This is a genomic window from Aeromonas sp. WP2-W18-CRE-05, assembly GCF_014168615.1.
GTDB classification, from domain to species: domain Bacteria; phylum Pseudomonadota; class Gammaproteobacteria; order Enterobacterales; family Aeromonadaceae; genus Aeromonas; species Aeromonas caviae.
On sequence record NZ_AP021917.1, the window covers coordinates 528305 to 546549 of the forward strand.

Annotated in this window: 20 protein-coding genes; 16 read left to right on the forward strand and 4 right to left on the reverse strand. The window is 61.6% G+C overall.

Going from position 1 to position 18245, the window contains the following annotated elements:
• Nucleotides 1-25: 25 nt before the first annotated feature.
• From H7R73_RS02605 to H7R73_RS02620, 4 genes are all read left to right on the forward strand, one after another.
• Entirely contained in the window at nt 26-589 is a 564-nt protein-coding gene (locus tag H7R73_RS02605; protein ID WP_103260851.1) for an NnrU family protein, read from the forward strand.
• Nucleotides 590-648: 59 nt separating this feature from the next.
• Nucleotides 649-1185 (forward strand): glutathione peroxidase, encoded by a 537-nt coding sequence (locus H7R73_RS02610; protein ID WP_103260850.1) that lies wholly within the window; start codon nt 649-651, stop codon nt 1183-1185.
• Between the two features lie 82 nt (nt 1186-1267).
• Nucleotides 1268-2203: a LysR family transcriptional regulator gene (locus tag H7R73_RS02615; RefSeq protein ID WP_010673064.1), complete on the forward strand. Its 936-nt coding sequence runs from the start codon at nt 1268-1270 to the stop codon at nt 2201-2203.
• A 182-nt stretch (nt 2204-2385) separates the two neighbouring features.
• Entirely contained in the window at nt 2386-3582 is a 1197-nt protein-coding gene (locus H7R73_RS02620) for a NupC/NupG family nucleoside CNT transporter (RefSeq protein ID WP_041214468.1), read from the forward strand.
• A 599-nt stretch (nt 3583-4181) separates the two neighbouring features.
• Here H7R73_RS02620 and H7R73_RS02625 read toward each other — a convergent pair.
• Together H7R73_RS02625 and arfB are read right to left on the reverse strand one after the other, a co-directional pair.
• Nucleotides 4182-4676 carry a methylated-DNA--[protein]-cysteine S-methyltransferase gene (locus tag H7R73_RS02625; protein WP_103857996.1) on the reverse strand — a complete coding sequence of 165 codons (495 nt, stop codon included), beginning with the start codon at nt 4674-4676 and terminating at the stop codon, nt 4182-4184.
• A gap of 26 nt (nt 4677-4702) precedes the next feature.
• Nucleotides 4703-5119 (reverse strand): alternative ribosome rescue aminoacyl-tRNA hydrolase ArfB, encoded by a 417-nt coding sequence (gene arfB, locus H7R73_RS02630; protein WP_010673067.1) that lies wholly within the window; start codon nt 5117-5119, stop codon nt 4703-4705.
• Between the two features lie 201 nt (nt 5120-5320).
• On the opposite strand from arfB, the gene glnK reads away from it, so the two are divergent.
• From glnK to H7R73_RS02655, 5 genes are all read left to right on the forward strand, one after another.
• Complete coding sequence (glnK, locus tag H7R73_RS02635; protein ID WP_005332325.1) at nt 5321-5659, forward strand: P-II family nitrogen regulator; 339 nt, start codon at nt 5321-5323, stop codon at nt 5657-5659.
• A 228-nt stretch (nt 5660-5887) separates the two neighbouring features.
• Nucleotides 5888-6895: a Fe(3+) ABC transporter substrate-binding protein gene (locus H7R73_RS02640; RefSeq protein ID WP_039039971.1), complete on the forward strand. Its 1008-nt coding sequence runs from the start codon at nt 5888-5890 to the stop codon at nt 6893-6895.
• 39 nt (nt 6896-6934) lie between these two features.
• Nucleotides 6935-8560, forward strand: a complete 1626-nt coding sequence (locus H7R73_RS02645; protein WP_103260849.1) for an ABC transporter permease — start codon at nt 6935-6937, stop codon at nt 8558-8560.
• Nucleotides 8561-8600: 40 nt separating this feature from the next.
• Nucleotides 8601-9635 (forward strand): ABC transporter ATP-binding protein, encoded by a 1035-nt coding sequence (locus tag H7R73_RS02650; protein WP_041214470.1) that lies wholly within the window; start codon nt 8601-8603, stop codon nt 9633-9635.
• 89 nt (nt 9636-9724) lie between these two features.
• A complete protein-coding gene (locus tag H7R73_RS02655) occupies nt 9725-10630 on the forward strand; it encodes a Dyp-type peroxidase (protein WP_042864452.1) in 906 nt (301 codons plus the stop codon).
• Between the two features lie 79 nt (nt 10631-10709).
• Here H7R73_RS02655 and argR read toward each other — a convergent pair whose 3' ends face one another.
• Nucleotides 10710-11180, reverse strand: coding sequence for a transcriptional regulator ArgR (gene argR, locus H7R73_RS02660; protein WP_005308670.1), 471 nt, complete (start codon nt 11178-11180; stop codon nt 10710-10712).
• Between the two features lie 200 nt (nt 11181-11380).
• On the opposite strand from argR, the gene H7R73_RS02665 reads away from it, so the two are divergent.
• The 6 genes from H7R73_RS02665 (at nt 11381) to H7R73_RS02690 (ending at nt 16366) form a co-directional block, all read left to right on the forward strand.
• Entirely contained in the window at nt 11381-12121 is a 741-nt protein-coding gene (locus tag H7R73_RS02665) for an ATP-binding cassette domain-containing protein (protein WP_010673072.1), read from the forward strand.
• 24 nt (nt 12122-12145) lie between these two features.
• Nucleotides 12146-12883, forward strand: a complete 738-nt coding sequence (locus H7R73_RS02670; RefSeq protein ID WP_010673073.1) for an arginine ABC transporter substrate-binding protein — start codon at nt 12146-12148, stop codon at nt 12881-12883.
• Between the two features lie 3 nt (nt 12884-12886).
• Complete coding sequence (gene artQ, locus H7R73_RS02675; RefSeq protein WP_042014905.1) at nt 12887-13537, forward strand: arginine ABC transporter permease ArtQ; 651 nt, start codon at nt 12887-12889, stop codon at nt 13535-13537.
• Between the two features lie 2 nt (nt 13538-13539).
• Entirely contained in the window at nt 13540-14202 is a 663-nt protein-coding gene (gene artM / locus H7R73_RS02680) for an arginine ABC transporter permease ArtM (RefSeq protein ID WP_010673075.1), read from the forward strand.
• Between the two features lie 242 nt (nt 14203-14444).
• A complete protein-coding gene (gene mdh / locus H7R73_RS02685) occupies nt 14445-15380 on the forward strand; it encodes a malate dehydrogenase (protein WP_010673076.1) in 936 nt (311 codons plus the stop codon).
• A 395-nt stretch (nt 15381-15775) separates the two neighbouring features.
• Nucleotides 15776-16366 (forward strand): tetratricopeptide repeat protein, encoded by a 591-nt coding sequence (locus H7R73_RS02690; RefSeq protein WP_029313773.1) that lies wholly within the window; start codon nt 15776-15778, stop codon nt 16364-16366.
• An 82-nt stretch (nt 16367-16448) separates the two neighbouring features.
• Here H7R73_RS02690 and hmpA read toward each other — a convergent pair whose 3' ends face one another.
• Entirely contained in the window at nt 16449-17642 is a 1194-nt protein-coding gene (gene hmpA / locus H7R73_RS02695; protein WP_103260847.1) for an NO-inducible flavohemoprotein, read from the reverse strand.
• A gap of 111 nt (nt 17643-17753) precedes the next feature.
• On the opposite strand from hmpA, the gene H7R73_RS02700 reads away from it, so the two are divergent.
• Nucleotides 17754-18221 (forward strand): Rrf2 family transcriptional regulator, encoded by a 468-nt coding sequence (locus H7R73_RS02700; RefSeq protein WP_039039978.1) that lies wholly within the window; start codon nt 17754-17756, stop codon nt 18219-18221.
• Nucleotides 18222-18245: the final 24 nt, after the last annotated feature.

Here is an 18245-nt window from a genome sequence, read left to right on the forward strand (position 1 = left end):
GGGGGCAATATGCGAGGAGCGAGCCATGATCCTGCTGACCCTGGGGGTGGTGTTGTTCACCCTGACCCATCTTTACCCCTGTTTCGCGGCACAGCACCGCGCCCGTCTGCGGGAGCGGCTGGGGGAGAACCGCTACAAGGGGCTCTTCTCGCTGCTGGTGTTCGTCGCCATCGGCTGCATCCTCGCAGGCTGGCGCAGTGCCAGCCCCATGCCCCTCTATTTTCTGCCTGTCTGGGGCCCCACCCTGGTGATGGGGATCATGCCGATCGCCCTTGTCCTGCTGTGTGCGGGGCAGGGGGCGAACCATTTCCGCCGTTGGCTGGTGCATCCCCAGCTGCTCGGGGTGCTGCTCTGGTCGGGGGCCCATCTGGCGGTGAACAGCGAGGCGCGTTCTCTGGTGCTGTTTGGCGGGATCGGTCTCTGGGCTCTCATCAGCATCGTCTGGATTTCGATGCGGGAGTGGGGTCGTCACCCCCGTGCCGCCGCCACTTGGCAGGGGACGGGGATCAGTCTGGGGGCGGGGCTGGCGCTCACGGCTCTGCTTATCTTCTGGGGACACGGCTGGCTGACCGGGATCCCCCTGCACTGATCCCTGAACCAGATTCCGGGGTCTTGCGTATGATGGACAAAACAATGGGAGTCACGTCGATGAAATGGTTCACCCTGCTGCTGATGCTCGGCTCGGGCGCGGTCTCTGCCGCCTGCCCCGATTACTTCAACGTGGAGATGCGGGAGCTCAACAGCACCCAGCGCCACAACCTCTGTCAGTTGACCGAGGGCAAGGTGGTGCTGGTGGTCAACACCGCCTCCTACTGCGGTTACAGCGGTCAGTTCCGGGATCTGGAAGCCCTCTATCAGGGCTACAAGGAGAAGGGACTGATGGTGCTGGGCTTCCCTTCCAACGATTTCTGGCAGGAGGCGGGCAACGAAAACAAGACCGCCGAGGTGTGCCGCCGGGACTACGGGGTGACCTTCCCCATGTTCAACCGGGTGGCGGTGCGGGGTTCGGATGCAGTGCTGCTGTTCAAGGGGCTGGCCGCGGCTGCCGACGGTGATGCGCCCAACTGGAACTTCCACAAGTACCTGGTCGGGCGGGACGGCAAGCTGATTGCGAGCTATGGCGCCAACCAGAATCCGTCGGATGATCCTCTCAAACAGCAGATCATCGATGCCCTGGGGCACTGACCCTACCCCATGGCGGGCCACTCTGGAATAATGCGGCCCCGCCATCCACTCCGGTGACACCGTGCTGCAACGTCTTCCCCAAATGGTGATCTTCGATGCCCTGGTTCGTGAACAGGGCATCTCGGCGGCTGCGCGCCGCCTCGGGGTCTCCAAATCCCACATCAGCAAGCAGCTCGCCCTGCTGGAAACCGCGCTCGGCGCCCAGCTGGTACAGCGCACTACCCGCCGTTTCGGGCTCACCGAACTGGGTCAGGAGTATGCCCGCCACTGCCGCGCTCTGGTGGCGGTGGCGCTGGAGGCGGAATCCATGGTGGCGGAGCGCCGTGGCAAGGTGAGCGGCGTGCTCCATCTGGGGGTTGGTCAATCCTTCGGGCGGTTGCACGTGATCCCGCGCCTCAAGGCGTTTCAGGCACGTTATCCGGATCTGGAGCTGGAGGTGTCCCTGTTCGATCACCGCACCAATCTGGTGGATGAGGGGCTGGATCTCTGGATCACCACCTACGAGGACAAACCCGAGTCCCTGGTAGGGCAGCGACTGGCAGACATCGGCTTCGTGCTGGTGGCCTCGCCGGATTATCTGCTGAGTCACGGCACGCCACTGCACCCCAGGGATCTGGCCCATCACAATTGCATCACCTACCAGAGCCGGGAGCGGCGCTACCACGAGTGGTCATTTCGCCAGGGCAAGGAGCGCCAGACGGTGCAGGTGGCGGGCAACTATCGGGTGGATCTGGCGGAAGCGGTGCGGGACGCCGCCCTGGCCGGGCTCGGCATCGCCTATGTGGCCAACTACCTGCTGGACAAGGAGCTGCAATCTGGTCAGCTCATCCCTCTGCTGCCCCAGTGGCAACCGAACCAGAAGATGGCGGTGCACGCCGTCTATGCCAGGCGAGAGCATCTGGATCCCAAGATCCGGCTGTTCATCGACTTCCTCAAGGAGAGCTTCGGACCCGGGCCCTACTGGGCGCAGCGACTCGCACCCTGGCTCGGGGGGAAATTGTCCGGCACCGAGGAATAATCGTTTCCATACAAGAACACTGGCGTGAGTGCGGTTTCAAAGTTGTGTCAAATCAGTCAGTTGGCGCAATCGATATCGTGCAAACGTTTTTGCTAACAGGGTTGTAACCCGGCGGGGTTGCGGCGGTGAGGGGAGGGGAGCAGAATCCGCGCCCATCTTCAGCCTCACTGGATGGAATCCCCATGATTGCCCTGCTTGGTATCCTGAGCATCCTGGCCCTGGCCGCACTCTGCTCTGATAATCGTCGTCGTATCCCGTTGCGAACAGTGGGCTTTGCCCTCTGCCTGCAAGTGCTCTTCGCCGCCCTGGTGCTCTGGCTGCCCGCCGGTCAACAGGTCTTGAACGGTGTCAGCGAGAGCGTCAGCAGCGTCATCGGCTACGGCCAGGAGGGGATTGCCTTCCTGTTCGGGGATCTGGCCAAGTTCAAACTCGGTTTCATCTTCGCCTTCAACGTGCTGCCGGTGATCATCTTCTTCTCCGCGCTGATCGCCATCCTCTATCACATCGGCCTGATGCCCAAAGTGATCGCCCTGCTCGGCGGCGGCCTGCAGAAATTGCTGGGCACCGGCCGCGCCGAGAGCCTCTCTGCCACCGCCAACATCTTCGTCGGCATGGTGGAAGCGCCGCTGGTGGTCAAACCCTATCTCTCCAGGATGTCCGATTCCCAGTTCTTTGCGGTGATGAGCTGCGGGCTGGCCTCGGTAGCTGGCGGCACCCTGGTGGGCTACGCCAGCATCGGGGTCGAGCTGAAATACCTGATTGCGGCGGCCTTCATGTCCGCCCCTGCCGGGCTTGCCATGGCCAAGATCCTGGTGCCGCCCGCCGCGCAAGAGGAAGATCACCACGAAGACGTGGAGATCCCCCGCGCCACCAACGTCATTGAAGCGGCCGCCGATGGCGCCATGGCGGGTCTCAACATCGCCGTCGCCGTGGGGGCGACCCTGCTGGCCTTCGTCGGCGTGATCGCCCTGCTCAACGGCCTGCTGGGCTGGGCCGGCGACCTGGTGGGGCTGGAGCTGAGCTTCCAGATCATCCTGGGCTGGCTGTTTGCCCCCGTTTCCTGGCTCATTGGCGTTCCCTGGGATCAGGCCCAGGCGGCTGGTGCCCTGATCGGCACCAAGATCGTCATCAACGAGTTCGTCGCCTTCATCGCCCTGGTGCAGGATCAGACCCTGAACGAGTCGAGCAAGGCCATCGTCACCTTCGCCCTGTGCGGTTTCGCCAATATCTCTTCCATGGCGATCCTCATCGGCGGCCTGGGGGCCATGGTGCCGGAGCGCAAGTCCTTCATCGCCCGCTACGGCATGCGCGCCATCCTGGCGGGGGTGCTGGCAAACCTGATGAGCGCCTCCCTGGCAGGCTTGTTCCTCGCCCTCTGATAGACCCTGGAAGTCAGCACCTTCCGGTCATTGCCCGCTTCGGCGGGCTTTTTTGCACCCGCTTGCAGGCAAAAAAAGCGCCTCTGGGGAGGCGCGGGGAAAAGACAGATTGGAAGCGTCACATGGGTGCCACCTGAATGAGGGATGAGCCGTCCCATCCAAGTGTGAAGCCATGATGCCTGATGCTCTCTGAAGCGCTTCTGAGGCGATTCTTCATACTGTGTTCATTTTCAAAATGCTGCTGCAATGTGATTTTTAAATGATTGATGCTGAAATAAAATAAATAATCAGTGATTTATTTTGTTGTGCGGCTCAAAGGAAAGATGAATCGGGGTGGTGGGCATGCTCCTGCCATGGGGCGGTTCCGTCGGAATATTATCCCGATGCCTGCTCAACGCATCACGTAACCATGCTGCAAGATGGCAAGCAACCAGCATGTGATTGGGGTGTTGCCCGTCATGAGCAGTGCAACGCGGTCTGCTGTTGGGACCAGCAACTCGTATGTGATGGAGATGCCGCTCGTCAGAGGATCCGCGCGAGTGGCCTGCGGTCTGTGGTGCTTGCACCCGCAACCCGCATTTGACAGGAGGCGCACCCTTTCATGGGGTCAGCGCGAAGTGGTCTGCGGTCTCCTGCTCCAGTGCCAGCAACCAGCGCTTGATGGGGATGCCTCCTCCGTAGCCGGTCAGTTCACCGCTGCGCCCTATGACCCTGTGGCAGGGCACTATGATGCTGAGGGGATTGCGGCCGTTGGCGGCGCCCACCGCCCGCACGGCCCTGGGGTTGCCGATGGCCTCTGCAATCTGGAGGTAGCTGACGGTCTCGCCGTAGGGGATGTCGCACAACGCCTGCCACACGGCCTGCTGGAATGGTGTGCCCGTGGCGGCCAGGGGGAGATCGAAGCGCCGCAGGCGGCCGGCAAAGTAGGCGGAAAACTGCTCGACGAAGGGGGCCAGGGCGGCATCATCCCGCTGCCACTCCGGTTGCGGCAGGACGGGGCGCTCCCCTTGCATGAATTCCACGTGGCGCAGCCCGGCCCCATCGATGGCGATGAGCAGGGGCCCCTTGGCACATTCACAAAAGCTGTACTGCATTCTCTTGTCCTCGGGGTTGTGGCAGGTCACTCCAGCACGGGCTTGCCGCGGGTGGATTTGATCTCTCCCTTGCGTTTCTTGGCATCGACCCGCTTGCGTTGGGAGCTGCGGGTCGGCTTGGTGGCGTGGCGGGCCTTGGGGCGCCACGCGGCTTTTTTCAGCAGCTCGGTCAGGCGGCTCATGGCCTCCTTGCGATTCATGTCCTGGCTGCGATGGGTCTCGACCCTGATCTGGATGAAGCCGTCGTGAACCCGGCTGTCGCTGAGCCGCTCCAGTCCCTCCTTGTAGAGCGGCGGCAGGCTGGGGGAGTCGCGATAATCGAAGCGCAGCCAGACGGCGGAGTCGGTCTTGTTGACGTGCTGGCCGCCATTGCCCTGGGCCCGCATGGTCTGGAATTGCAGTTCATGCCAGGGGATGATCACGCTGTTGGAGATGACTAACATGGGGTGATGCTCTCATTTGGTGCATCAAGGGAGTCTGGTGCAGCTTGGTGCCTCATTATGGGGCGAGATGCGCTTCCTTGGTGATCCTGAGCCTTTCCGGCTCAGAGTGTCATATCTATCTATATGAAAATAAACGATAAAAATACTTGGCACAAGAATTGATGACCCATTCGTGACATACCATGGATTGGGAGCAACCAGATGAAGCTGATTACTGCGATTATCAAACCTTTCAAGTTGGACGACGTGCGCGAGGCCATCGCCAACCTGGGGGTGGAAGGCCTGACCGTCTCCGAAGTGAAGGGTTTTGGTCGCCAGAAGGGGCACACCGAATTATACCGGGGGGCCGAGTACCAGGTCGACTTTCTGCCGAAGGTGAAGCTGGAGATCGCTACCGCAGACGAGAACGTCGAAGGGGTGATCGAGGCCATCTGCAAGGCGGCCTATACCGGCAAGATCGGTGACGGCAAGATTTTCGTCTATGACCTGCTGCAAGCGGTGCGTATTCGTACTGGTGAGAGCGACGACGAGGCGCTCTGAGTACGCCCCTTTGCCCGGCCGGGTCGGGCAAAGGTCCGAGCAGGTTCTGCCGACAGTGTGAATGGGTGGTCGTCGAAAGACCGGATGGGATTCCATCCGGTCTTTTTGTTTGGCCGCTGATTAAATAGATCGTTCCAACCCAGCAAACCGCCTTGATCCTCTCCTCCCGATTCATGCAGAATGCAAACGAAAATGGTTATCACTCTTTACGCAGACAAGGAACGGATGATGAAAATGAAGATGTTGGCACTGGCTTTCTCCACGCTTGTCGCCCAGTCGGCGTTCGCCGCCCAGGAGGTAAACGTCTATTCGAACCGTCAGGATGAGCTGATCAAGCCCATCATCCAGCAGTTCGAGAAGGAGACCGGGATCAAGGTCAATGTGGTGTTTGCCAAAGAGGGGCTGAACGAGCGTCTGGAACGGGAAGGCAAGCTCTCTCCGGCCGATCTGATGCTGACCGTGGACATCAGCCGTCTGACCGAGCTGGTGGACAAGGACCTGGTGCAGCCGGTGGACAGCAAGACGCTGCAGGAGAACATCCCCTCCATCTATCGCGATCCGGACAACCGCTGGTTCGCCCTGACCACCCGGGTGCGTGCCATCTACTCCAGCAAGGAGCGTCTTGGCAAGCTCGACACCATCCGCTACGAAGATCTGGTCAAGCCTGAATTCAAAGGAAAAATTTGTACCCGTAGCGGCAAGCACGAGTACAATGTGGCGCTGGTTTCGTCCATGATTGCCCATCACGGCATGGCGGATACCAAGACCTGGCTGGAAGGGGTCAAGGCCAACCTGGCGCGCAAGCCCCAGGGCAACGACCGTGATCAGGTCAAGGCGATCAAGGACGGCATCTGTGATGTCTCCCTGGGCAACAGCTACTACCTGGGTGCCATGTTGAAGGACCCGGCGCAGAAGTCCTGGGCCGACGCGGTGGAAATCAACTTCCCGAACCAGGGTGATCGCGGTGCCCACGTCAACGTGAGCGGCGTGGCCATGACCAAGTATGCCAAGAACAAGGACGCAGCACAGAAGCTGATGGAGTTCCTCTCCGGGGATACCGCCCAGCACATGTATGCGGATGTGAATGCCGAGTACCCGGTCAAGGCGGGGGTCGAGCCTTCTGCCATGGTCAAGTCCTGGGGCACGTTCAAGTCTGACCCCATGCCGGTCAGCGATTATGCCAAGCACCGCAAGGACGCCTTGCAACTGCTGGATGAAGTGAAATTCGACTTGTAATCAGATGGGGCCAACGGCCCCATCAACTTCTGTGGACTCATGAAACATTTTGGATGGATTGCCGGCAGCTGGGCCACCGCCCTGCTGCTGGGTTTGCCGGTACTCGCCCTGGTCTTCTCCGCCTTCTCGGCTGATGGGGAACTGTTTGCCCACCTCGCCGATACCGTACTGCCCGACTATCTGCGAAACACGTCCGGTCTGGTGCTGGGGGTGGTCTGCCTCAGCCTGCTGTTCGGGGTGCCCACCGCCTGGCTGGTGGCCATGTGCGAGGTGCCGGGGCGCCGCGCCCTGCAATGGGCGCTGATGCTGCCCATGGCGATGCCCTCCTATATCGTGGCCTACGTCTATACCGACCTGCTCGACTACTCGGGCCCGCTGCAGGCGGGGCTGCGTGCCCTGTTTGGCTGGCAGGGACCTGCCGACTACTGGTTCCCGGCCATTCGCTCCCTCGGGGGCGCCGCCTGGGTGCTGGCGCTGGTGCTCTTCCCCTATGTCTATCTGCTGGCACGGGCCTCCTTCCTGGAGCAGTCGGTCAGCCTCATTCACTCCAGCCGTCTGCTCGGCTGCACCCCCTGGCAGAGCTTTCGCCGCCTGAGCCTCCCCCTGGCCCGCCCGGCCATCATGGTGGGGGCATCTCTGGTCGCGATGGAAACGCTGGCGGACTTTGCCACCGTCCACTTCTTTGCCATCAACACCCTGACCACCGCCATCTACGACACCTGGCTCGGCTACGGCAGCCTGGCGACCGCCGCCAAGCTCTCCTGTCTGATGCTGCTGGCGGTGGTGCTGCTCATCGCGCTGGAGCGCCGCTCCCGCCAGCGCCAGCAGGTGTTCCAGAAGTCCATGGGCTTCGAGCAGCCCCTGCGTTACCCCCTCGGGGGCCTGAGGGGCGTGCTGGCCGGGCTCTGGTGCTGGGGCCTGGTGCTGGCGGGGTTCGCCCTGCCGTTCGTCATCCTGCTCGATTACGGGGTGCGTTACTTCGCGCTGTCGTGGACGCCCGAATTCGTGCGCTTTGCGGGCAACAGCCTCGCCATCTCGGCCCTGACCGCCCTGCTGGCCATGGCCATTGCCCTGCTGCTCGGCTTCTTCCGTCGCCTCGATGGGGGGACTCGCCGCCTGCTGCCCCTGCGCCTCGCCGCCATGGGCTATGCCATGCCGGGGACCGTGCTGGCCATCGGCGTGCTGGTGCCGCTAACGGCCCTTGATTTTGGCATCAACGATCTGGCCGAGTGGCTCGGGATGCCGGGCCCCGGTCTGCTCCTGACCGGCACCCTCACCGCCATCGTGTTTGGTTATCTGGTGCGCTTCGTGGCCATCGCCATCGGGTCGGTGGAGAGCAGCATGAGCAAGATCTCCCCCAGCCTCGACATGGCGGCCCGCTCTCTGGGGCAGGGGGCGGGCGGCATGCTGCGTCGCATTCACCTGCCGCTGGTACGGCGCGGCCTCTTTGCCGGCGCCATGCTGGTGTTCATCGAATCCATGAAGGAGCTGCCCGCCGCCCTGCTGCTGCGGCCGTTCAACTTCGAAACCCTGGCGACCCACGTCTATCAGTTCGTCTCGGACGAGATGCTGGAGCGGGGGGCGCTCGGTGCCATCGTCATCGTGCTGGTGGGGCTGATTCCCCTGCTGTGGATCAACCGTACCCTGGATGGTCCAGGCCATTGAGCGGCACCGTCCGGCATCACTACGCGAGAGGAAAAGAACCTTGTCCTGCCTGAATATCGAGAAGGTCAGCTGTCACTACAATGGCCGCCCCGTGCTGGAGCAGCTCTCCCTGCAGGTGGCCGACAACGAGATAGTCTGTCTGCTGGGGGCCAGCGGCTGTGGCAAGACCACGCTGCTCAAGGCGGTGGCCGGTCTGCTGCCCCTGGCCCAGGGGGAGATCCGGCTGGGAGAGACCCTGCTCGATGCTCCCGGCGTGAGTGTGCCGCCGGAGGCCCGCCATATCGGCATGATCTTCCAGGATTACGCTCTCTTTCCTCACCTGACGGTGGCCGAGAACGTCGGCTTCGGCCTGACCGGGCAAGATCGCGGCAGCCGCCAGCAGCAGGTGGAAGAGGCGCTGGCGCTGGTCAACCTGCAGGGGTTGGGGGAGCGCTATCCCCACCAGCTCTCCGGCGGCCAGCAGCAGCGGGTGGCCATCGCCCGCGCCCTGGTGTGCAAGCCGCGCCTGATGCTGCTGGACGAGCCCTTCTCCAACATCGACACCCAGGTGCGGATGAAGCTGATCCTCGAGATCCGCGCCCTGCTCAAACAGCAGGGCATTGGCGCCATTTTCGTCAGCCACAGCAAGGAAGAGGCCTTCGCCTTCGCCGATCGGCTGGCCCTGTTTCGCGCCGGTCGCATCGAGCAGGTGGGGGAGCCGGAGCAGCTCTATCGCCGCCCCGGGAACCGCTTCGTGGCGGAGTTTCTCGGCGGGGTCAACTATCTGGCGGCCGAGGTGGTGGACAGCCACTGCGTGCAGACCCTCCTTGGAACCATCTGCGGTCAGGAGCCCCATGGCCGCGCGGTGGGGGAGCGGCTGCAGCTCATGCTCAGACCCCAGCAGTTGGCGCTGACGGCGGCGGATGACGGTGAGCTCCGGGTGCGTGAGCAACAGTTCCTGGGCCATCACTGCCGGGTACTGGTCGAGTGTGGCGGCCAGCAACTGGAAGCCAGCATCGGTGAGCCCCTGGAAGGGGAGCGCGCGCGGGTGACCGTGGCTCCTCATGCCCTGGTGTTGTTTGACCCCTTGCCCTGAGTGCGTGGTATTGTCGTGAAATCAATGAACTGGAAGCGCGCTGGTTTATAATCGCGCCACGCCCATAGCCAACGCATTTGGAGAGAGACATGAAAGCCCAAGCCGGGATCTGCGCAGAGCCGAATCTGCACGCCCTCTATCTGATGTTCAATCGCACCGGTGACGCCGCTGCTCTGACCTCCCGCCTGGCCAGCCTGCCAGCACTCTGGGAGGCGGTGAGCGCCGACTTCCCCGATGCGGCCTTCAGCGGTCTGGTCGCCGTCGGGGCCGACGCCTGGGATGATCTCTATCCTGCCGCCCGGCCGCCCCAGTTCCGAGGCTTTATGGCGCAATCCGCCAACGGTCAGGAGGCCCCCAATACCCCGTTCGATCTCTTCGTGCAGTTGCGTGCTGATCGGGTGGACGTGCTGCATCATGCCGGTCATCGCGTCATGGCCCTGCTGGCCGGGCTTGTTGAATTGGCCGAGGAAGTCCGCGGTTTTCGCAACCAGGATTGCCGGGATCTGACCGGTTTCGTCGACGGCACCGAGAACCCGCAGGATGAGCACCGCGCCGAGGTGGCGTTGCTGGACGGCGGCGAGTTCGCCGGTGGCTCCTACATCCACGTGCAGCGCTGGGTCCACGCCATGAGCGACTGGGAGAAGCTGGCCCTGAAGGAGCAGGAAGACATCATAGGCCGCACCAAGGTCGACAACATCGAATACGAGTCCGCCGACAAGCCGCTCACTTCCCACATCAAGCGGGTCAACCTCAAGACCCCGAAGGGGGAGTCCATGGAGATCCTGCGCCAGAGCATGCCCTGGGGCACCATGAGCGAGCAGGGGCTCTACTTCATCTCCTGCTGCCGCACGCCGCTGCACTTCAACGCCATGCTGGCCAGCATGTACAAAGGGGAAGGCAGCCACTTCGATCACCTGCTGCGCTTCACCCGGGCGGTGACCGGCGCGGCCTTCTTCGCCCCTTCCGTCGATTTTCTGGTGGCCGAGGGCAAATAAATCCGGCCTGCCGACCGCTCAAAACAAAAAATCCCGGCCAAGGCCGGGATTTTTGTGCGGATCGCCCAAGGCGACCGGATCAGGGCGTCTGCTCGAACAGCTCGAGGGCGGAGAGGTAGAGCTCCTCGATGTCGGTATCGCTGGTCGGGGTGATGAAGATGGTGTCATCACCGGCGATGGTGCCGAGGATCCCTTCGGCCTTGCCGAGGGAGTCAAGCAGGCGGGCGATCAGCTGGGCTGCGCCGGGGCTGGTGTGGATCACCACCAGAGCGCCGTTGTGGTCGACATCCAGCACCAGGTTCTTGAGGGGGCTGGAGGTGGTGGGCACGCCCAGCTCCACCGGCAGACAGTAGACCATCTCCATCTTGGCATTGCGGGTGCGAACGGCGCCGAAGCGGCTCAGCATGCGCGAGACCTTGGATTGGTTGATGTTCTCGAAGCCCATCTCTTGCAGGGCAGTCACTATCTCTGCCTGGGAGCCGAAACGCTCCTCTTTCAGCAAGGCTTTAAAGGCCTTGGCCAGTTTTTCTTGCTTGTCGTTATGTTTCATCTTGGACTCACGAATGAGGGGAGTGACCGCCTGTCACGCTCAGGCGGCAGATACGAACAGCGCTGCTATTTTGCATTCATATGCCTGTTTTGGCAAGGAAGCGGCGCTTGTTCTGCATATTGATTCAAATATAGCTTGCATCAACTTATGCTGGCGCTAGAATCAGGACGAAATTTTGAAAACTTATTCAATTGGGCTGTATGGGTATCGAATTAATCGGCATCGAAAAATCCTGGCACAAGGTGCCGGTACTGCAGCAGGTGAGCTTTCGGACTGCTCCCGGCGAGACCTTGGTATTGCTGGGCCCGAGCGGGGCAGGCAAGAGCTCTCTGCTGCGCATGATGAACTTGCTGGACACGCCGGATGCCGGTGTGTTGCGCATCGCAGACAGTGAATTTTCTTTCCCGTCCAGCCTCTCTACTGCCGAATTCAACCGTCAGGCACAGGCGCTGCGCCGCAAGGTGGGCATGGTGTTCCAGCAGTACAATCTGTGGCCGCACCTCACCGTGATGGAGAATCTGATTGAAGCGCCCGTCAAGGTGCTCGGCATGAGCCGCGACGCGGCCATCGAGAAAGGGGCCTATCTGCTGGCCCAGCTGCAACTGGCCGACAAACGGGACGCCTGGCCCGCACGGCTTTCCGGTGGCCAGCAGCAGCGGGTCGCCATTGCCCGGACCCTGATGATGGATCCCCAGGTGCTGCTGTTTGACGAACCGACGGCTGCCCTGGATCCCGAAATTACCAAAGAGGTGGCGGAGATCATCCGCACCCTGAGCCAGACCGGCATTACCCAGGTGGTGGTGACCCACGAGGTGGAGTTCGCCCGCAAGGTGGCCAGTCAGGTGATCTATCTGGAGAAGGGGCGGATCATCGAATCCGGCACCGCCGCCATCTTCCAGTCCCCGCAAACCAGCCGGTTTGCCGAATTCTTGATGCATTGATATTGAGTCGATAAGGAAGCTGTCATGAAAAAGAGTCTGTTGCTGATCGCCGCCATGGGTCTGCTGAGCACTTCTGTGCTGGCCAAAGAGATCAAGTTCGCCACCGAGGCAACCTATGCGCCGTTCGAATACCTGGATGACAAGAACGAGTTCCAGGGCTTTGACATCGATCTGGCCCGCGCGGTCTGCGAGCAGGCCAAGCTGGAGTGCAGCTTCCACAACCAGGCCTTCGACAGCCTGATCCCCAGCCTCAAGTTCCGTCGCTATGATGCCGTCATCGCCGCCATGGACGTGACGCCGGAGCGGGCCGCCCAGGTCGACTTCTCCGACATCTATTACGAGAACTCCGCGGTGTTCGTCGCCAAGAAAGAGACCTTCAAGGGGCCGGACGATCTGGTGGACAAGACAGTCGGCGTGCAGAACGGCACTTCTCACCAGTCCTATCTGGTGGACAACTGGGTGAGCAAGGGTCTGCTGACCGTGCCCTACGCCAGCTACCAGAGCGCCTTCCTGGACATGATGAATGGCCGTACTGACGGCGTGTTTGCCGATACGGCGGTGGCCGCGGACTGGCTCAAGCAGCACAAGGAATACGCCGTGGTTGGTACCCCGGTGACCGACGCCAAGTACTTCGGTACCGGTTTTGGCATCGCGGTGGCCAAGGGCAACCAGGAGCTGCTGACCCAGCTGAACAAGGGGCTGGCCGAGATCAAGGCCAACGGCACCTATCAGAAGATCTATGACAAGTACTTCGCGCAGTAAGCCATGTTGAGCCTGTTGTTGGATGCAGCCTGGATGACCCTCGGGCTGGCCCTGGCATCCCTGGTCGGTGGCATGGTGCTGGCACTGGCATTCAGTGCGGCTGAGTTGAGCAAGCAGCGTGCGTTGGTGTGGCCCGTGGCCACCCTGACCACCTTGATCCGTGGTCTGCCCGAGTTGCTGGTGGTGCTCTTCATCTACTTCGGCTCGACCCAGGTGCTGTTCCTCATCACCGGGGAGTATGTGGAGTTCAGCCCGTTCGCCTGCGGTGTGCTGGCGCTCTCCCTGCTGTTTGCGAGCTACGCCACCCAGACCCTGCGTGCCGCCCTCAATGCGGTGCCCCCTGGGCAGCGGCTGGCGGCGCAGGCGCTCGGCCTGGGCAAGGGGCACACCTTCTTTCGCATCGTGCTGCCCCAGGCCTGGCGTCACGCCCTGCCCGGGCTCGGCAACCAGTGGCTGGTGCTGTTGAAAGACACCGCTCTGGTCTCTCTCATCGGGGTGAACGAGATGATGCGTCAGGCACAGATGGCGTCGGCCAGCACCTATCAACCCTTCACCTGGTACGCCGCTGCCGCCCTCATCTATCTGGCCATCAGTCTGGTGAGTGAATTCGGCTTGAAGCAGGCGTCCCGCTATACCCGCCGTTACGGAGGCTGACCATGCAGGATTACCTGATGACCCTGCTGGGAGGGCTGGCGATCACCCTGCAGCTCACCGCGTTCAGCTTGTTGCTGGGCGTGCTGATGGCGGCCGGCATGACCTGGGTGCTGGAGCGTCGCATTCCGGTGGCGACCCAGCTGGTGCAGCTCTGGGTACTGGTCTTTACCGGTACGCCGCTGCTCATCCAGATCTTTCTCATTTACTACGGGCCTGGCCAGTTTGAATGGCTCAAGGCGGGGCCGCTCTGGCCGCTGCTCAAGCAACCCTGGTTCTGCGCCGTGCTGGCGCTCGGTTTCAATACCGCAGCCTACTCCACCCGGTTGTTCAAGGGGGCGCTCGACGCCATCCCCGCCGGTGAGGTGGAGGCCTGCCGTGCGCTCGGTTTCTCGGCCGGACAGACCCTGTGGATGAAGACCCGCCATGCCGCCCGTCGGCTGGTACCCGCCTATTCCAACGAGGTGATCCTGGTGCTCAAGGGGAGTTCGCTCGCCAGTACCATTACCATCATGGACATCATGGGGCTGGCCCAGCGTCTCAATGCCCAGACCTATGACACTCTGGCGGTGTTCACCGTGGCCGGAGCGCTCTATCTGACCATGAATGGATTGTTAACAATTGGTTTCCGCTGGTGTGAGCGTCGAGCACTGGCTTTCCAGTCCTGAAGCAGTCACATTTACCTCTTAATGGTGAGGGGGGCACAGGAAATCTGTGTCTTTCCTCTCATTTATCGCATATTCCTCTCCGCTTTCATCGCCGCTTGTTCCCTGGCTCACAGAACCCGTGATTACAACTGTTATCAGATTGTTTTTTAGGAGGGGATCCTTTAAGGTGAGGCGCACAATAAGAATCAGCATTAACCCAACTAGAAACAACCTTAAACCTACGCTTAGACATGGAGTTGATCATGAAAGTTGCCGTTCTGGGTGCCGCCGGTGGCATCGGCCAAGCCCTCGCTCTGCTGTTGAAAAACCGCCTGCCTGCCGGTTCCGAACTGAGCCTGTATGACATTGCCCCGGTCACTCCGGGCGTGGCGGCGGACCTGAGCCACATCCCGACTGACGTGAAAGTAAAAGGTTTCTGCGGTGAAGATCCGAGCCCGGCTCTGGTCGGCGCCGATGTCGTGCTGATCTCTGCCGGCGTGGCGCGCAAGCCCGGCATGGACCGTTCCGACCTGTTCAACATCAACGCCGGGATCGTCAAGAACCTGGTGGAAAAGTGTGCCGCTTCCTGCCCGAAAGCACTGATCGGCATCATCACCAACCCGGTCAACACCACGGTCGCCATCGCCGCCGAAGTGCTGAAGAAAGCCGGTGTCTATGACAAGCGTCGCCTGTTCGGCGTGACCACCCTGGATGTGATCCGTGGCGAGACCTTCGTGGCCGAGGCCAAGGGCCTGAACGTTGACAAGGTACGTGTCAACGTCATCGGCGGTCACAGTGGCGTGACCATTCTGCCGCTGCTCTCCCAGGTTGAAGGCGCCAGCTTCACCGCTGAGGAAGTGGCTGCCATGACCAAGCGCATTCAGAATGCCGGTACCGAAGTGGTGGAAGCCAAGGCCGGTGGCGGTTCCGCCACTCTCTCCATGGGTCAGGCAGCCTGCCGTTTCGGTCTGTCGCTCATCAAGGGTCTGCAAGGGGAAGCCAACGTCATTGAGTGTGCCTATGTGGAAGGCAACGGTGAGCACGCCACCTTCTTCGCGCAGCCGGTGCTGCTCGGCAAGAACGGCGTCGAAACCGTGCTGGACTACGGCAAACTGAGCGCCTTCGAGCAGGAAGCGATGGACAGCATGCTGGCCACCCTGAAGGCTGACATCCAGCTGGGCGTCGACTTCGTCAAGTAAGTCTCTACGTCGACCGCAAGGGGAGCCCAGGCTCCCCTTTGTCATTTTCGGGGTTGGGTGTGGCGGCTAAGGAGATGGCCCTGGCTGCCGATAACAGAAGGCAGCAGGAGATCCCTATGATAAAACCAAGAACCCTCATCGCCATTATCGGTGTGTGCAGCTTCCCCTTGCAGGGGGCGGAGCCCACCTCGGCCGCCGCGCCCACCCAGGCGGTGGCGGTTGCTGCCGCGCCGCCATCCGCGGCGTTTGCACCCTTGTCACCGGCCTCATCATCGGCCCAGCCAGCCCTGACGCCAGCCTCTTCTGTCGCCACGCCATCCCTCCCTGTGTCAGCAGCGCCAGCCCAGGCGCCATCCGCATCCGCACCTGTACCGTCCGCACCGGCAGCTGCGCCGCTGCCCAGGGCGACGACGCAGGCATCCGCTGCTGCGGGAGAGTTGCAGGCCGTGCCGCTTTATCGCCAGGACGAACTGCTCAACTGGATAGAGCAGGGGCGCCATCTGGCCCGGGTGAAGCAGGACAGGTGCCAGCTCACCCAGGATATCGAGGCGCGGGCCTCGGTGATGAAGATCCCTGCCTATCAGTTCCTCTGGGGGGACATGCTGGCCTGGGGGGTTTGCACCAAGCCGGACGCCCAGATCGGAGTGCAGTACATGTGGGAGGCCGCCAACCAGGGGCTGGCGCCGGCGCTGGAACAGCTTGGCCGCTATTACTGGAAGGGGATCCTGGTTCAGAAGGATCTGGTGAGGGCCGAGACCCTGATGCGGGAAGCCGCGAGCCTCGGCTTCTTGCGGGCACAGATGGAGTGGGTGGAGATGTTGCTGCAGGGCATGGGGAGTCCCCTGGATTACGAGGAGGCGTATCACTGGCTGCACGGCGCCGTCATCGGCGACAAGGCCATGCACCAGAAGGCGGCGAGCCTGCTCAGCCGGCTCGGCAACCGGATGCCCGCCAATGCCATCGCCCGTGCCAAGGCGATGCACTGAGTTCTGGTAGCCCGCTTTGATATTACAAGGCCCACGAAGCTGTGCTTGTGGGCCTTGTGCATTTTCCCGGTCAGGGGAGGGATCAGAGGCCCTGATGGGGGCCGAAGACCTCGTAATGCATCCGCCCTGCAGGCACGCCCACATTCTCCAGCTGAGCTTTGACTGCTTTCATGAACGGGACAGGGCCGCAGAAATAGTAGTGGGCGTTGGCCGGAATGAGGTCGGTGACCTGCTCCAGCGCCAGAGTGCCGCTGAAGTCGTAATCCTCTCCTTTGACATCCTGCACCCCCGGCTCCCGATACCAGATCCGGCTCTCCAGTTTCCCGTATTGCCTGCTCTTTGCCCGGATCTCGTCCCTGAACGCGTGGTGGGCGCCATGTTCGCAGGCGTGAAGCCAGCGAATATCCATATCCGGGCCCTCGGCCAGCAAGTGGTTGAGCATGCTCAGCATGGGGGTGAGGCCGACCCCGGCGGAGATCAGCACCACGGGCGTGTCTGTCTCCTCTTGCAGGAAGAAGTCGCCGGCCGGCGGCATGATGTCGACCGTGTCACCGATGTGAAGATGATCATGCAACAGGTTGGAGGCCTGCCCCCTGGGTTCGCGCTTGACGCTGATGCGGTAGTCGCGGCCATTGGGGGCGTCCGAGAGAGAGTACTGGCGGATCTCCTGATGCTCGAGGGCGGGATGAACCAGCTTGATACTGAGATATTGCCCCGGTTTGAAACGCAACACGGGGTTGCCATCGAGGGGGGCCAGGACGAAAGAGGTGATGAGTTCACTCTCCTGACGCTTCTCCTTGATGATGAAAGGGCGGGTTCCCTGCCAACCACCGTCCTGGCTTGCCTTCTCCCGATAGAGCTCGCTCTCCCGGCCGATAAAGATGTCGGCCAGCACACCGTAAGCCTTGCCCCAGGCGGTAAGTACCTCCTCCGTGACAGCGTTGCCACCCATTTCTTTGAGCGTGGCCAAGAGATGACTACCCACAATGTGATATTGTTCCGGCTGGATCAGGAAACCCGTGTGTTTGTGGGCGATGCGTTCAACGGCTCCGGCCAGGGCCCCCAGATTGTCGATGTTCCTGGCATAGGCCGCCACCGCACTGAACAGTGCCAAGGGCTGTCCCCCGCTACGCTGGTGAGCCAGGTTGAAGAGATCCTTCAACTCGGGATTGTGGCTGAACATGCGCTGATAAAAGTGCCGTGTGAGGTCAGGGCCCGCCGATTCGAGCAAAGGAATGGTGCTCTTGATGACGGCGATGGTGGCTTGGTCTAACATAGGAGGTCCTTTCTAATTGAACATCTGGAATGTCACTTATTAAGTTGCATCCTAAATGTTTAATTGATCTGGATCAATCATCAATTCTTCGCGCTAGGCGCTACAGGCACTATGAGACTAACGAGCTATACCGATTTTGGATTGAGAGCCCTGCTCTATCTGGCCACCCTGCCGGAGGGGGAACTGTCGAGCGTGGCCAAGGTATCCGCCTTGTACGACGTATCCCGCAACCACATGGTGAAGGTGGTGAATCAGTTGGTAAAACTGGGCTATCTGCAGTCACAACGCGGCAAGAATGGTGGCATCCGCATGGCGCGCTCCCCCGACGAGATCAATATCGGGCAAGTGATCCGGGCGTTGGAAGGCAATCTGGACGGGATCGACTGCAGCTCCCCGGTCTGCCATATCGTCTCAGTCTGTCTGCTCAAGAGTGCCTTGAAGGAGGCGATGAACGCCTTCCTCGCGGTGATGGATGGTTATACGCTTCAGGATTTGCTGGCAAACCGTGACGAGTTGCAGCAGGTGTTCGGTGAGCTCATCCCCACTCTGGTGCTGGAGCCGGATGACGAGAGCGAGTGAAACAAAAAGGCTGCCATTGGCAGC

Excerpts from the sequence above, each read along its gene's own strand:
- H7R73_RS02670 (WP_010673073.1), top strand. The coding sequence starts at position 12,146 with ATGAAAAAGAGTCTGTTGCTGATCGCCGCCATGGGTCTGCTGAGCACT.
- H7R73_RS02605 (WP_103260851.1), top strand. The coding sequence starts at position 26 with ATGATCCTGCTGACCCTGGGGGTGGTGTTGTTCACCCTGACCCATCTT.
- H7R73_RS02700 (WP_039039978.1), top strand. The coding sequence starts at position 17,754 with ATGAGACTAACGAGCTATACCGATTTTGGATTGAGAGCCCTGCTCTAT.
- H7R73_RS02665 (WP_010673072.1), top strand. The coding sequence starts at position 11,381 with ATGGGTATCGAATTAATCGGCATCGAAAAATCCTGGCACAAGGTGCCG.
- H7R73_RS02625 (WP_103857996.1), bottom strand. The coding sequence starts at position 4,676 with ATGCAGTACAGCTTTTGTGAATGTGCCAAGGGGCCCCTGCTCATCGCC.
- H7R73_RS02640 (WP_039039971.1), top strand. The coding sequence starts at position 5,888 with ATGAAAATGAAGATGTTGGCACTGGCTTTCTCCACGCTTGTCGCCCAG.
- H7R73_RS02615 (WP_010673064.1), top strand. The coding sequence starts at position 1,268 with ATGGTGATCTTCGATGCCCTGGTTCGTGAACAGGGCATCTCGGCGGCT.
- glnK (WP_005332325.1), top strand. The coding sequence starts at position 5,321 with ATGAAGCTGATTACTGCGATTATCAAACCTTTCAAGTTGGACGACGTG.
- artM (WP_010673075.1), top strand. The coding sequence starts at position 13,540 with ATGCAGGATTACCTGATGACCCTGCTGGGAGGGCTGGCGATCACCCTG.
- arfB (WP_010673067.1), bottom strand. The coding sequence starts at position 5,119 with ATGTTAGTCATCTCCAACAGCGTGATCATCCCCTGGCATGAACTGCAA.
- H7R73_RS02610 (WP_103260850.1), top strand. The coding sequence starts at position 649 with ATGAAATGGTTCACCCTGCTGCTGATGCTCGGCTCGGGCGCGGTCTCT.
- argR (WP_005308670.1), bottom strand. The coding sequence starts at position 11,180 with ATGAAACATAACGACAAGCAAGAAAAACTGGCCAAGGCCTTTAAAGCC.
- H7R73_RS02620 (WP_041214468.1), top strand. The coding sequence starts at position 2,386 with ATGATTGCCCTGCTTGGTATCCTGAGCATCCTGGCCCTGGCCGCACTC.
- hmpA (WP_103260847.1), bottom strand. The coding sequence starts at position 17,642 with ATGTTAGACCAAGCCACCATCGCCGTCATCAAGAGCACCATTCCTTTG.
- H7R73_RS02655 (WP_042864452.1), top strand. The coding sequence starts at position 9,725 with ATGAAAGCCCAAGCCGGGATCTGCGCAGAGCCGAATCTGCACGCCCTC.
- H7R73_RS02645 (WP_103260849.1), top strand. The coding sequence starts at position 6,935 with ATGAAACATTTTGGATGGATTGCCGGCAGCTGGGCCACCGCCCTGCTG.
- artQ (WP_042014905.1), top strand. The coding sequence starts at position 12,887 with ATGTTGAGCCTGTTGTTGGATGCAGCCTGGATGACCCTCGGGCTGGCC.
- mdh (WP_010673076.1), top strand. The coding sequence starts at position 14,445 with ATGAAAGTTGCCGTTCTGGGTGCCGCCGGTGGCATCGGCCAAGCCCTC.